Origin of the sequence: Floridaenema aerugineum BLCC-F46 (genome assembly GCF_041929345.1) — a bacterium.
Lineage (GTDB): Bacteria > Cyanobacteriota > Cyanobacteriia > Cyanobacteriales > Aerosakkonemataceae > Floridanema > Floridanema aerugineum.
Window position 1 is genome coordinate 81,382 of the sequence record NZ_JBHFNQ010000028.1, and the last position, 12,716, is coordinate 94,097.

Sequence of the window (12,716 nt, forward strand, 5' to 3'; positions counted from 1 at the left end):
TTATGAAGTGAAAAGAAGTTGGAATTTGCCATGAATGAACAATCTAGAATTCCTGATGAACAGACAAGAAAGCGGAATGTTGAGTTATTACGTGAAAGCCAACGTCAACTTGATTTATTCGGAATAAAAATTGATGAATTAATATCTATAACAGAAGCAGAAATTCGTCGGCAAAAATTAGAGCGTCTGCCAGGAAAATACAAGCGCTCTCCCAAATAAAATCAATCACATCTGGGAAAATTTACTTATGGTAAATACTTAACATAAATTCGATCGCACCTGGGAGTTTCCACCCCCGAAGCAGGTTGATAACCGCTACTTTCATACAATTTTACAGCCTCCTTTAAAACACTCGCCGTTTCAATCCAAATTTCCCGAAAACCTTTATTCTCAATCGCTTTTTCCAATTGAGTTAACAAATACTTACCTAAACCTTGTCCTCGCGCTTCTGGTAACAGATACATTTTGCGAATTTCTACCGCTTTTTCCCCGCGTTTTACCGGATAATAAGCCGCCGTTCCCACAATTTTTCCCTGATGTTCCACTACCCAAAACTCACCCCCAGTAGACAGATAAAAATCTTCAACTTGAATTACATCTTTATCCGCTGCTGTGGGTAGCCAAGGTAAGCCATATTCTGTTAAAACAGAATGGAGAATATTGGCAGCATTGTGACGATCGCACTCTCGCCAATCACGAATTAAAAACCCTTGATAAAATCCCTTCATTAGCTATGAATTCTCGGTTCAGGATACAAACTTGACAAAATTTCACTTTCGATGATAGCCAACTCCTCTAATCTCCCATTCACAGAAGAACGCTGAAAATAAGTATCAGCTAAAGTCCAATAAATTCCGTAATGTCGCGCTTCCGAAGCCATCAAACTATGATAAAATTTAGCTAAATCAGGATCGGGACAATGGGTAGCTAACAAACCCAATCTTTCGTGACTACGAGCTTCAATTAAACCACAAACTAACAAAGAATCCAAAAAGCGCCAAGGTTCATCTTTACGAATTTGCTTATTTAAAGACGCACCATAAGGAGGCGAAGCTAACTGACGCAGCGGTATTCCGCGTTTTTCTAACCATTGATTCACTAACTCAAAGTGATCGAGTTCTTCTTTTGCGATCGCAGTCAGCATCCGCACCATCTTAGTATTAGAAGGATAGCGAAACATTAAATTTAACGCCACCCCAGCCGCTTTCCGCTCACAGTGGGAGTGATCTAGTAAAATTACATCAAGATTACCGATCGCTTGTTCCACCCACTCGCCGCGAGTCGGTTGTTTCAAAATATTAATTCTGGGCAATTTGGATAAATTACTATCTAGCCAGTCTGGAGTCATTAGGGGCATAATTAAAGTAGCAGGGTGTACTAATAGTTACTAATTTTCTTGGTTGTGCAGTCAGGGTAGCCTCAACCGCAAATGTGAAGTTTTAGTTAAATATTTTGCTATCTTAAGCTAAATGAAAAAAAGTATTCATCGTCGGATTGTGATCGGTGATGTTCATGGTCACTATAATGCCCTCATGACCTTGTTAGAAGCGATCGCTCCTAGCACAGAAGATGAGGTATATTTTTTGGGAGACTTAATCGATCGAGGCCCCCAAAGTTTTCAGGTAGTTGATTTTGTCCAAGCTAGTCCATTTTATTGCCTTTTAGGTAATCATGAACAACTACTATTAGACAGCTTCGGCAACCAGCAAAATCAACAAACAATCATGCAAGTTTGGTTATACAGTGGCGGACATAGCACGCTCGCCAGTTATCGCCAAGAAGGAATTTCCATTTTATCCGAACATATAGAATGGATGCGAACTCTACCGACACATTTAGACTTAGGAGACATTTGGTTAGTTCATGCAGGCGTACATCCACAAATGCCCATAGACGAACAAAGTATCGATCAATTTTGTTGGATTCGAGATGAATTTCATAGTATTACAAAACCCTATTTTCCCGACAAACTAATTATTACCGGACACACCATCACCTTTACCTTACCCAAAGTTCCCCCCGGAAAAATCGCCCAAGGACAAGGTTGGCTAGACATAGACACAGGCGCATATCACCGTAAAAGCGGCTGGTTAACCGCATTAGATATTACCAATTCCATTGTTTATCAAGTCAACGTCTTTGAAGAAACTCTCCGTACCCTACCCCTAGAAAAAGCGATCACCAAAGTAGAACCACAATTAGTTTTACCACGTAATTAGGCAGGGGGGCAGAGGAGATGGGGGGATGGGGAAGTTTATTAACTGAGATCTTGCACTCCTGAGCGGAGCCTCTATTTCTCGTTTTCTTGTTCACCAGTTCAACCCGGGAACGAGTATTTGGGAGGTGGAACCTCAATTGCTACAAGATCTGAGTTAACTCAAAACTCTGTGTTGGCGGGTTTTGATTTGAATTTTTCTGCTGTTGAGTACAGAATTATATAGTCAGATAGTTTCATTGGTACAATATACCATGAATGTTTATGTTTGACCATATCTGACTATAGTTTTGTTATTTAAACTGTATACTCTCACCCGCCCCTACAACTCAAAACTCAAAACTCCCCCCACCTCCCTAACCCCTAACCCCTAACCCCTAACCCCCAATCACCTCAAAGGTTGAATTACAGAACTGTAAGCTTGTTCATCTAGACCATAACCAGTGTTAGCATTGTTAGAACCGATCGACCTTTGAATAGCAGAAATACGATCTCTCGTCGCTGGGTGAGTACTCAAAAAACTCGGAGGTGAAGGTTGATCCAAGAGTTTTTCCAAAAAAGCTACCATTGCCGACTGCGGATAACCAGCCTTTGCCAACATTTCCAAACTTCTTTGATCGGCTTCCAACTCATCAGTGCGGCTACGAGGACGCTTAAGAGCAAATTCTACACCCAAATTAACCAACCTGTTAGTATCAACACCCGCAGCCGTAGCAATACCTCTAGTAATAGCCGCTTGACGCATTTGTTTTAGAGCATCGCGATCGGTAATATGAGCAATTTCATGACCCAGAACACTAGCCAACTGAGCTTCATTATCCACCGCAGCCAGCAAACCAGTAGTCACATAAACATAACCACCCATCGTCGCAAAAGCATTGATACTATCATCGCGCACCACTTGAAAAGTATAGGGAAGATTGGGGCGATCGCTCACAGCCGCTAACCTTTGACCAATTTGATCCACATACTGATTAATTCGCGCATTCCGGTACAATCTCACCTGAGTGCCGACCAATTGATCGTTAATCTGCTTTCCTAGTTGTACCTCTTGGCGATCGGAAATATTAGACAACTGAAGAACCTGAATACCTTGAAAAAGCAACCGTTCCCAAGGTAGCGCCTGCACCGAAGTAGACATTGGCGAGACTACCAAACCCAAAGCCACCACCACAGAAAGCATTGGATAAAACCAGCGACGACGAGAACGAGAACTCATCACAGACAAAGGATTAAACATAACTATATCGCCCTGAGAGTAGCAACTAAATTGGCAACCTTGCCAAAAAACACTCTTTGAATTGAAAGATGATTGCGATCGAGACATTGCACTATACTAAGTAAGCTCAAAACTCACTGAAAATCAAACCTATCAGCGAGTTAGCCCTAAAATTGCAACCTCTCATTTAAGAGAGACGCAAATTGCAGAAAATAGGTTGCCCAATTTTTAGTCTTCCCTAAAACAGGGGTTAAAAAATCTGTCGATCGTGCTATAAATCCCTCTTAGTTAGTTGGCTGTTTCGATTATCTGGATCACTCCTCATGAAAATTTTAGACTCACAAGGTCGCATATTCGGTAAATTCAGCATCCTCGACCTGGGTGCAGCCTTAGTCATCCTATTAGTAATCATCGGCATATTTTTCTTCCCCGGCACATCCGGTTCCCTAGCACAAGTAGGAGTCCCAACCAAACCCATAGAAGTAGACTTGGTAGTAAGGGGACTAAGCATTCGCCAACCACAAAACCTAATGAAGGAGTTTCAGACCAAAAAGAAAACTAACATCATCATCCGTAACCAACCCTACGGTCAAGTTGATGTCAAAGCCGTCAAAGAACTCCCCAGAAACATCATCATTCCCCAACCTGATGGTACAGCCAAATTACTCCCCGATCCCCGACCGGACAACTTTAGCACCGATATGCTCATCACCTTAAGTGGTAAAGCCCAAATCACCAAAAACGGCCCAGTTTTAGGTAACAGTAAAGTCAAAGTCGGTACACCAATTGAATTAGAAGGCTTCGACTACAACTTTAACGCCAGCGTCATCGACGTGCGAATCAAGTATTAAAGCAGGCCCACTGTGGCAGAAAAAATCTGTAGTTAGTTAGTAGGGTGCGAAGCGTGATAACGTAACGCACCATAAGCCAACAAACCCGGTTTTTCGTTACTACTTGGACGCTGAAAATTTCGGAATTACGTTAAAAAACCGGGTTTGGAGCGTAAGTCCTATATTAGTAGGGTTCCCCAATCACTCCAACTTCATTGCCCCCAAATACTTAGTTAAATAAGGCGAAAAAACCTCATAAATTAGCGTCAGAGGTTGTCCATGATGCCAAAACAGGTAATGGCGACCCCAAAAAGGCCCCGAAAACCCAAAAGCTGACTCTAACGCCGCTGAATGTCCGTAGTAAATACCCTGGACATCTCGATATAACTCCGTTCGCAACCGTTCCAAACTCGCCCAAATCGGCAAAGAACGATTTTGCAAATACTCATCCACATGGCTAGCTTCCCACCAGGAACAAGCATAAGCTAACCTTTGTCCAGAAGCAGTTCTTAGCCAAACTTGTCGCCGAACTCTTGGCCCCGGTACCACCTGCATTTGCTCAGGTGCATTATCTGGGTGCGTCCCAATGGCAGACATATCGATCAAATCTACTTCTGTCTTTTCACCTGTAAGTAATCTTAGGTGTCTTGTCGGTGAACCATCTCCTAACAAAAACATTTGCCAGGTTGGTGCTAGCTGGGAGTGAGGCAACCCATTTTGAATCGAAGTTTCTCCTCCCTGCCAAAGCGGGGAAAGTGCGTGCCAAGAAGATGGCAATATCAGGGTTTCTGAGCTTTTGAATGTTGCAGTCAAGGTTCTTTACATAACTTAACTGTTTAATATCATACCGCTCCTCAGCCCTTGCGACTAAAATCCCTGGCTATACGGACAAAACCTGCGGAGGCAGGTTCTAATCTGGATTAGTTAAATCTTTGCTACAGATAAATCCTCCAAAATGAATGTCAAGCTTACTTGGTGGTAAAGCTAGACAGTATCTAAGTGGATGCCTAAATAGACTATAGTTAAATTCGTACACTGGCGTAAATCTAGAATTCGGATTGCCAGGTTTGGTATTTATGAAACAAACCAAACTTCTTCGTTTAAAATCAATCATACATTTACGTTAAAAATGTCTTTCTTAAATAAAATCCAAATATTGTTTCTTACTTGTCTAATTTTATCGATAAATTCTTGTCAGACAAAAACAGAATTTACTAATCAAAAACTAGTAACTCAAGGTAATCTTTTAATTTGGCATTCTTTTACTAATAATGATGCTCAAGTATTTAACTCAATTTTAAATGAATACCGAAGTATTCATCCGAATGTTAAATTAGTTAGTGAATATGTATCGGAAAAAAACATTGGCGATCGACTTATTACTCAATCTCAATCAGGATTCGGCCCTGATTTGGCAATTGTTTGGCATTCTGATATTTACGAATTGATTAAGAAGTCTGTTATTATTGAACTTGATGCTCAACATATCAATTTATCTCAATATTTGCCAGTTACTATAAACCATATTAAATTAAACAATAAAATATATGCTTTACCTTTTTCTATTGATGTTCAAGTTTTATGTTATCATAAGAAGAAGATAAAAAATCCAGCCAAAACTTTGTCAGAACTTCTACAACAGAGTAAAACAGGTATCAAAGTTGGTATTACTTCTGATTTTATCAGTAGCTTTTGGGGGGTGGGAAGTATGGGAGGTAAATTTTTAGATCAACAAGGTAATTTAAATTTTCCTAAAGTTGCTTGGAGTCAATGGTTAAAATGGTTACAACAAGCCAATATTGAACCTAATACTATTCTTAATGAAGAAAAACCATTGCTACAAGAAGCTTTTATTAAAGGCGAACTTGACTATTATACTTGTGAATCCGTTGAAATTTCGGAACTTAAAAATAAATTACCCAAAAATAGTTTAGGAGTCAGTTTATTACCTCGTGAAAATAATCAACCAGCAACTCCCTTTATTTATACTGAAGTAATTGTATTGAATAAAGCTTCTTCACCTAAGCAACAACAATTAGCCCTACAAATTGCTAAGTTTTTGACCAATACTGAACAACAGGAAAAATTTGCAATTCAAGCTGAATCGCAAATTCCAGTCAATATTAAATCACGAGTTGACTATCGTCTATCACCGATTCAAGCTATTCTATTTAAACAAGCTCAAGACGGAATATCAATATCCCTAGATCATTTTAGTAAAACACAAGGTAGAGTTGGAAAACGTGGTAATGAACTTTATTATCAAGTCTTGGCTGGCGAAATTACTGCTGAAGAAGCTGCCAACCAAATGAATCAATTAGTAAATTCCATTAATCAAGAAAATCGTCGAAAAAAATAAATTTTTACCTTTGGCAAAATGTTAAATGAAACTAACTTCCAACTAATTTTTGATTTATTAACTAAAATTTTGATTTTTTTTGAACGTCCTACAGTTCAATTACAACTAGCATTAATTATTCTGACATTTTTCCTGGCTTGGTTATTATCAAATACCATAATTATTGGCAAATCTAAAATTAAATTGCCTTTGAAGTTACGTAGATTAAATAAAAATAATGTCATAGTTATTAATTATTTGCTATTTCCTGTATCCGCATTAATTTTATTGATCTTACTCAATAACTTCATGAACTCTCAAGGTTTCATTAATGGTTTAGTAGTACGCATTACAACTTTAACGCTAATATTTACTTTGTATCGTTTATTTTTAAGTCTTACTTATATTATTTTTCATGAAAAAACTGTCAAACATTATCACCAGCACTTTTTTATTCCTTTAGTTTTCTTTTTTATTATTTTTCAACTTCTCAATGAACTAACAGATATCCAACAACTTGCTAATGTTGTTTTAGCTAAAATTTTTGATGGTGTAATTACGATCGGAGGTTTATTGCAAGCTACGATCGGTTTATATTTATGGATTTATGCTTTATCTGGTATTCAAGACATTACTTATCGCATCCTCAAAAATAAAACAACAATACCACCTGGTATTCTTGAAGGTTCCTTAAGTTTAATCCGTTACTTTTTAATTGGTTTGGGAATATTAGTTGCCTTAACTAACTTAGGCTTAAATCCCACAACTATTGCAGCGATAACAGGTGGTTTATCTATTGGCATCGGTTTTGGCTCAAAAGAAATTTTGTCTAACTTTATTAGTGGTATTTTGCTATTATTTGAAGGTGCATTAAAACCAGGAGATGTGATTAGGCTTGATGATGAAATAGCAACGGTTAAAAAACTTAGTATTCGTGCTACTACAGTCCTAACTCCTAACAATGTAGAAAAATTTGTTCCCAATCAAACCTTTCTTACTTCATCAGTAATTACTTATACAGGCAGTAATTCTGTAATTCGGTTACTCATTCCCATTGGAGTTAGCTATAACAGTAATCCTGAGCAAATTATAGACCTATTAATACAAGCTGGACAGGCTCATCCTCATGTTTTAAGCGATCCTCCTCCATCGGTTTATTTTATTGCTTTTGGAGAATCTAGTCTGGATTTTGAATTAGCGGTTTGGTTAGATAATCCTATAATTTACAAACGAGTTATTAGTGAGTTAAATTTAGCTATTTGGAAAATTTTTAATGAGCATAATGTTGAAATACCTTTTCCCCAGAGAGTTGTTCATCTTCGTAACTAATACTGAATAGGATGCCTTGGCGACTAAAGTCGCAGGCTATATAAAAAAAACCTGCCTTCGCAGGTTATACTTTGAAGTCCGCGTAGGCGGACTTTGTTTGTGTAGTCGCGGTTTTAACCGCCCGACTCTTGACTTGCTGAATAAGTCTATTGGTGGGGGTAGGGACACGGCATCATTAATATTTGCAATTTCTACCGTTATCTCTTTCATGCCGTGTCCCTACAATTTCCTCGAAAAAGGCAAGGATTTTGCGCCAAAAGGTCTGAAAAACTTGCACTTATTTACGCAAAAAAGGCGCTTTCACCATTGCCTATCTTACTTTTTACTTTTATTCAGCAAGCCCTAAATAAGCGACGAATCAGGTTTTCATCGAATCGTAAACCAGCGAGAACGTCTGCACAGGAGAGAATATTTTGCCGTTCATCGACTGATTCAATCCTAGCGACTTGGGTGGCTACTTGTTGGAGCAATGTTTGGGGTGAGTCGCTGCGGGTTAGGGTGGCAAAGGGTAACAGCGCAGGGTTGGCTAAAAATGGCGCTGGTTCTTGTTCCCAAAGTCGCACGACTCTGTAACTATGTCTGGTGTTTCTGTCTGTATATTCAGATACGAAAACTAGGTCGGAAGTAGGAATTTGTAGGGGCGAAGCATTCGGGTCAGAATTTATGACCTAAAACCTAAATTTTTTGCCCTAATGCTTCGCCCCTACTTGCTCGATCGCACAATCATAAACTTAAGAATTAGCAGATCAGAAAAAACTTTGTAAAGAATGTTGATCTTTGCGTGTGTTTGGGAACTCTAATAAAGAATAGATTTCACCCGTTCACACCTTGTTATAGTTATGTCAATGAGCCAATATCCTATTATTCTAATTCCAGACGCTATTACACAGGCTCTATCTGCCAGACCCTTTGAATGGAAATTTTCTGAGCCAAAGCCATTAGAACCTGGGCAAAAACCACGACCAATAAACTTACAGTTTATACTTTCTAAAGCAATCCCACATCTTATTGTTACTTCTATTATTTCAGCAACTATGGCTAAAATTCCTGCTGTGGCTTGGTCAGCATTCGTTTCTGGTTTATTAACACTGGGAATCCGAATATGGCGGCAGCAACAATTATACTTAAAACGGCTTCATAAATATGAGTACGAATTACAGCAATATAAACGCCAATTAATAGCGTACCAAGAACGAGAAAATCAGCATAAACGTAAAGTAGCAGAATCCCAAAAGCCGGAAAATATAAAAAAATATCGATACAAATTGATCCGGGAAATAATGAGTAAAGCAGTTCCCAATGATGGCATCAATATCACTGATGAGCAAAACATTTTGAATAGTGAATTAGGCAGATATTTAAACAAATTATTTTCCAACAAAATTTATACTGACGTTACCATTAACAATCCCAATTCTTACATTCCTTACCAATTAGATATAGCTTACATTGACCAAAGCTTACATCTTTATATCGATATTGAAATCGACGAATCTTATAATGATGAAGCTGGAGAACCTGTATATGAAGACGTGCTGACCTATGACAATAAACGTCATCAACTATTTTTAGATAAAGGTTGGCTAGTGATTCGTTTTGCCGAAGAACAAGTTATCCGACAACCAGAAAGTTGCTGTAAAGTCATAGCCAATGTAATCAACAAAGTTACAGGAATAGCTATACCAAAGCAATTAAACCAAATGGAAAATTTACAGAAATATCCATCCTAATGAATCATGAAACATCTGTTCTCTTCTTCTTTCCTTCGTGTCCTTCGTGTCTTCGTGGTTCAAAAACAATCTTTTTCACAAATCAAATAGGTTTTAGTAAAATACGATCGCACTTTCCCCAAAACCTAGAAAAAAGAGCGATCGCACCTTAAACTAGTATTAATAGAAAACTCTCTGAACTGAAAATGGAAACAATTCGTCAAACTGTGGAAGTAAAGAGCGATCGCAAACTCGAAATTAACTTACCAGATAACATTAACCCTGGTTTATTCGAGGTAGTCATTGTACTGCAACCAATAGCAATGAGAAATGAATCTCAGAAATCTTTAACCAGTTTCATTGGTGCTGCAAAAGGTAGCTTTTCCACACCCGAAGAAGTAGATCAATTTATTCGTCAAGAACGAGACGCATGGGAATAAAAACGCCATACACGCTAACTTGTACGTCTGGCGATACACGCTAACGCGCACGTTTGGCGATCGCACCACCACCCAACCAAAAAACAACTAAAATAGTTACATCTCAAATCATCGCAAAAGTGAAAATTAATGAATTCACAGCCAAAAGCTTCATCATTAATAAAACCCTTAACTCAAGAACAAATCGATAAAGTAATCCAACTTCTTGATGAATGGATGGCTGATGAATCAGGATATGATGAAGAAACTTTGCCGGAATTACAAGTAGCGATCGATCGACAAAGAGATTTAATTTCAGCCAGCAGGCTTTTTGATGAGTAAAAATGAGGTTAAATTTAATGAACTCAAAACTTATTAAACAAGATAATAGGACTTACGTACTGACACTAAATATGGTGGAATGGTGCGTTACACTGGCGTTAACGCACCCTACAAATACTACTAAAAAATAAATAATATTCAGTCCATTTTAATGGACTTTAGCTATTAGCCTGCGAATTGATTCGCAGGTGGGCTAACTCGCTGATTGTTAATCCCAAAACCACGAACAAAACCGCTAATCAAATAACAAAAATCATCGAATAAATAAACATAAAAAAATGCGGATGGCGAGACTCGAACTCGCAAGGCAAAGCCACACGCCCCTCAAACGTGCGCGTATACCAATTCCGCCACATCCGCGTAGAAAACAATAATAGCGCAAATTAATTCCGAAAATCAACCATACCGAAAAAAATCTCCCCTGCCTCCAGCCCGAAAATGTTGCAATTAATTAAGCTCTATTCGTAGGGTGCGTTAGATGCTCACGTAACGCACCATCCCACTCTATTCGTAGGGTGCGTTAGATGCTCACGTAACGCACCATTCCACTATATTTAGTTTCAGTGCGTAAGTCCTAATGTTGCAATAGATTAAGCAGAAACCTCAGAGAACCCAAAGCTGGCACAGATCAACGATAAGTAGTCCCCAACAGCATGGTACGATTAACACCCGAACACAAAAAGCTGCTTTTCCTCCAGGGCTAGGTGTAACCAGAGAGAAGCAGCCGAAGTTGCTTCGATGCTTAACATTAAAAACTTACTGCCACTGCCCTCGCCAAAAGCCGGAAAATGCCTTTTTCTAAGATTCTAATTGCCAACCGGGGAGAAATAGCCCTTCGCATTCTCCGCACCTGCGAAGAGATGGGAATTGCTACCGTTGCCGTTCACTCTACCATTGATTGCCACGCTTTGCACGTCCAACTTGCCGACGAAGCCGTTTGTATAGGTGAACCTCCCAGCAGTAAAAGTTATTTAAACATCCCCAACATTATCGCCGCAGCCTTAACGCGCAACGCCACTGCAATTCATCCGGGATACGGCTTTTTAGCCGAAAATGCCCGATTTGCCGAAATTTGCGCCGATCATCAACTAACATTTATTGGCCCCAGCCCCGAAGCAATCCGGGCGATGGGCGACAAATCCACCGCCAAATCCACTATGCAACGGGTAGGAGTACCCACCGTTCCCGGAAGTGACGGCTTACTCACCGACGAAAAAGAAGCGATGATTATCGCCAAAAAAATCGGCTATCCGGTAATGATTAAAGCCACAGCGGGCGGTGGTGGAAGAGGAATGCGGTTAGTTAAAGATCCCGATGACTTTTCTAAACTATTTCAAGCCGCCCAAGGGGAAGCGGAAGCCGCCTTTGGAAATCCCGGCGTTTATTTGGAAAAATTCATTGAACGCCCCCGTCACATCGAATTCCAAATCCTCGCGGACTCTTACGGTAATGTGATTCACTTGGGAGAACGGGATTGTTCGATTCAACGCCGACACCAAAAACTGTTAGAAGAAGCCCCTAGCCCTGCCCTTAGCCCAGAATTACGCGAAACTATGGGGAAAGCGGCGGTTATGGCAGCTAAATCGATTAATTACGTTGGTGCGGGAACGGTAGAGTTTCTCTTGGATCAATACGGTGATTTTTACTTTATGGAAATGAACACCCGGATTCAAGTAGAACATCCGGTGACGGAAATGATTACCGGATTGGATTTAATCGCCGAACAAATCCGCGTCGCCCAAGGGGAAAGATTGCGTTTAACCCAAGAGGAAGTGGTTTTGCGGGGTCATGCGATCGAATGCCGAATCAACGCCGAAGACCCAGAACATAACTTCCGTCCCTCTCCTGGGCGCATTAGCGGCTACTTACCGCCAGGGGGTACAGGTGTGCGGATGGATTCCCATGTTTACACTGATTACGATATTCCGGCTTATTACGATTCTCTCATTGGCAAGTTAATTGTTTGGGGGCCCGATCGCCAAAGTGCGATTCGACGTATGAAACGCGCTTTAAGAGAATGCGCTATCACTGGATTACCCACAACCATCAGTTTTCACCAAAAGATTCTGGAAAACCCCGCCTTTCTTAAAGGTGAAGTTTACACTAATTTTGTTGAGCAGATGATGATGCGATCGAATCGGTAATCCTTAGTTGGTAGTAGAGCAGGGAATCCGCCTGTACGTTGTTGGGGGGGTGGGCCAAAAACGCGCGCAAAAGCCCACAACGACAAAGTTTGCAAAAAAAACCCAAAAAAGCCCAAAACACAGAAGGACCAAAAAAAAAATAAGGGAAGAAAAAACAAATAACACACCCAA

Annotated in this window: 14 protein-coding genes and 1 tRNA gene; 9 read left to right on the forward strand and 6 right to left on the reverse strand. The window is 39.8% G+C overall.

The features are described 5' to 3' along the window. Window positions 1-30: 30 nt before the first annotated feature. Window positions 31-219: a hypothetical protein gene (locus ACE1CC_RS03425; RefSeq protein WP_413269072.1), complete on the forward strand. Its 189-nt coding sequence runs from the start codon at window positions 31-33 to the stop codon at window positions 217-219. 26 nt (window positions 220-245) lie between these two features. Here the strand turns inward: ACE1CC_RS03425 and ACE1CC_RS03430 are convergent, their stop codons facing one another. Both ACE1CC_RS03430 and ACE1CC_RS03435 read right to left on the reverse strand, forming a co-directional pair. Further along, complete coding sequence (locus ACE1CC_RS03430; protein ID WP_413269073.1) at window positions 246-728, reverse strand: GNAT family N-acetyltransferase; 483 nt, start codon at window positions 726-728, stop codon at window positions 246-248. Next, window positions 728-1,348, reverse strand: coding sequence for a MiaE family protein (locus ACE1CC_RS03435; RefSeq protein WP_413269074.1), 621 nt, complete (start codon window positions 1,346-1,348; stop codon window positions 728-730). The genes ACE1CC_RS03430 and ACE1CC_RS03435 overlap by 1 nt, the downstream gene beginning before the upstream one ends. A gap of 121 nt (window positions 1,349-1,469) precedes the next feature. On the opposite strand from ACE1CC_RS03435, the gene ACE1CC_RS03440 reads away from it, so the two are divergent. Beyond that, window positions 1,470-2,219, forward strand: a complete 750-nt coding sequence (locus tag ACE1CC_RS03440; RefSeq protein ID WP_413269075.1) for a metallophosphoesterase family protein — start codon at window positions 1,470-1,472, stop codon at window positions 2,217-2,219. 384 nt (window positions 2,220-2,603) lie between these two features. Here ACE1CC_RS03440 and ACE1CC_RS03445 read toward each other — a convergent pair whose 3' ends face one another. Beyond that, complete coding sequence (locus ACE1CC_RS03445; protein WP_413269076.1) at window positions 2,604-3,455, reverse strand: M48 family metallopeptidase; 852 nt, start codon at window positions 3,453-3,455, stop codon at window positions 2,604-2,606. A gap of 302 nt (window positions 3,456-3,757) precedes the next feature. On the opposite strand from ACE1CC_RS03445, the gene ACE1CC_RS03450 reads away from it, so the two are divergent. Beyond that, entirely contained in the window at window positions 3,758-4,285 is a 528-nt protein-coding gene (locus tag ACE1CC_RS03450) for a DUF4330 domain-containing protein (protein ID WP_413269077.1), read from the forward strand. A 180-nt stretch (window positions 4,286-4,465) separates the two neighbouring features. On the opposite strand, the gene ACE1CC_RS03455 is transcribed toward ACE1CC_RS03450, so the two are convergent. Beyond that, window positions 4,466-5,077 (reverse strand): chorismate lyase, encoded by a 612-nt coding sequence (locus tag ACE1CC_RS03455; RefSeq protein WP_413269078.1) that lies wholly within the window; start codon window positions 5,075-5,077, stop codon window positions 4,466-4,468. Window positions 5,078-5,393: 316 nt separating this feature from the next. Between ACE1CC_RS03455 and ACE1CC_RS03460 the strand changes: the two genes are divergently transcribed. Together ACE1CC_RS03460 and ACE1CC_RS03465 are read left to right on the forward strand one after the other, a co-directional pair. Next, entirely contained in the window at window positions 5,394-6,623 is a 1,230-nt protein-coding gene (locus ACE1CC_RS03460; RefSeq protein WP_413269079.1) for an extracellular solute-binding protein, read from the forward strand. Between the two features lie 18 nt (window positions 6,624-6,641). Next, the gene (locus ACE1CC_RS03465) at window positions 6,642-7,931 is read left to right on the forward strand and encodes a mechanosensitive ion channel family protein (RefSeq protein ID WP_413269080.1); all 1,290 of its coding nucleotides are present in this window, start codon (window positions 6,642-6,644) and stop codon (window positions 7,929-7,931) included. Between the two features lie 332 nt (window positions 7,932-8,263). Here the strand turns inward: ACE1CC_RS03465 and ACE1CC_RS03470 are convergent, their stop codons facing one another. Continuing rightward, window positions 8,264-8,494, reverse strand: coding sequence for a hypothetical protein (locus tag ACE1CC_RS03470; RefSeq protein WP_413269081.1), 231 nt, complete (start codon window positions 8,492-8,494; stop codon window positions 8,264-8,266). A 471-nt stretch (window positions 8,495-8,965) separates the two neighbouring features. On the opposite strand from ACE1CC_RS03470, the gene ACE1CC_RS03475 reads away from it, so the two are divergent. The 3 genes from ACE1CC_RS03475 (at window position 8,966) to ACE1CC_RS03485 (ending at window position 10,401) form a co-directional block, all read left to right on the forward strand. Then, window positions 8,966-9,661, forward strand: a complete 696-nt coding sequence (locus ACE1CC_RS03475; RefSeq protein WP_413269082.1) for a hypothetical protein — start codon at window positions 8,966-8,968, stop codon at window positions 9,659-9,661. 185 nt (window positions 9,662-9,846) lie between these two features. After that, window positions 9,847-10,080: a hypothetical protein gene (locus ACE1CC_RS03480; protein ID WP_413269083.1), complete on the forward strand. Its 234-nt coding sequence runs from the start codon at window positions 9,847-9,849 to the stop codon at window positions 10,078-10,080. A 129-nt stretch (window positions 10,081-10,209) separates the two neighbouring features. Continuing rightward, complete coding sequence (locus tag ACE1CC_RS03485) at window positions 10,210-10,401, forward strand: hypothetical protein (RefSeq protein WP_413269084.1); 192 nt, start codon at window positions 10,210-10,212, stop codon at window positions 10,399-10,401. 279 nt (window positions 10,402-10,680) lie between these two features. On the opposite strand, the gene ACE1CC_RS03490 is transcribed toward ACE1CC_RS03485, so the two are convergent. After that, window positions 10,681-10,761: transfer RNA gene (locus ACE1CC_RS03490), tRNA-Leu, on the reverse strand. A 428-nt stretch (window positions 10,762-11,189) separates the two neighbouring features. Between ACE1CC_RS03490 and accC the strand changes: the two genes are divergently transcribed. Further along, the gene (gene accC / locus ACE1CC_RS03495; protein ID WP_413269085.1) at window positions 11,190-12,545 is read left to right on the forward strand and encodes an acetyl-CoA carboxylase biotin carboxylase subunit; all 1,356 of its coding nucleotides are present in this window, start codon (window positions 11,190-11,192) and stop codon (window positions 12,543-12,545) included. Window positions 12,546-12,716: the final 171 nt, after the last annotated feature.

Coding starts and splice junctions, on each gene's coding strand:
- ACE1CC_RS03425 (WP_413269072.1), top strand. CDS start 31: ATGAATGAACAATCTAGAATTCCTGATGAACAGACAAGAAAGCGGAAT.
- ACE1CC_RS03430 (WP_413269073.1), bottom strand. CDS start 728: ATGAAGGGATTTTATCAAGGGTTTTTAATTCGTGATTGGCGAGAGTGC.
- ACE1CC_RS03435 (WP_413269074.1), bottom strand. CDS start 1,348: ATGACTCCAGACTGGCTAGATAGTAATTTATCCAAATTGCCCAGAATT.
- ACE1CC_RS03440 (WP_413269075.1), top strand. CDS start 1,470: ATGAAAAAAAGTATTCATCGTCGGATTGTGATCGGTGATGTTCATGGT.
- ACE1CC_RS03445 (WP_413269076.1), bottom strand. CDS start 3,455: ATGTTTAATCCTTTGTCTGTGATGAGTTCTCGTTCTCGTCGTCGCTGG.
- ACE1CC_RS03450 (WP_413269077.1), top strand. CDS start 3,758: ATGAAAATTTTAGACTCACAAGGTCGCATATTCGGTAAATTCAGCATC.
- ACE1CC_RS03460 (WP_413269079.1), top strand. CDS start 5,394: ATGTCTTTCTTAAATAAAATCCAAATATTGTTTCTTACTTGTCTAATT.
- ACE1CC_RS03465 (WP_413269080.1), top strand. CDS start 6,642: ATGTTAAATGAAACTAACTTCCAACTAATTTTTGATTTATTAACTAAA.
- ACE1CC_RS03475 (WP_413269082.1), top strand. CDS start 8,966: ATGGCTAAAATTCCTGCTGTGGCTTGGTCAGCATTCGTTTCTGGTTTA.
- ACE1CC_RS03480 (WP_413269083.1), top strand. CDS start 9,847: ATGGAAACAATTCGTCAAACTGTGGAAGTAAAGAGCGATCGCAAACTC.
- ACE1CC_RS03485 (WP_413269084.1), top strand. CDS start 10,210: ATGAATTCACAGCCAAAAGCTTCATCATTAATAAAACCCTTAACTCAA.
- accC (WP_413269085.1), top strand. CDS start 11,190: ATGCCTTTTTCTAAGATTCTAATTGCCAACCGGGGAGAAATAGCCCTT.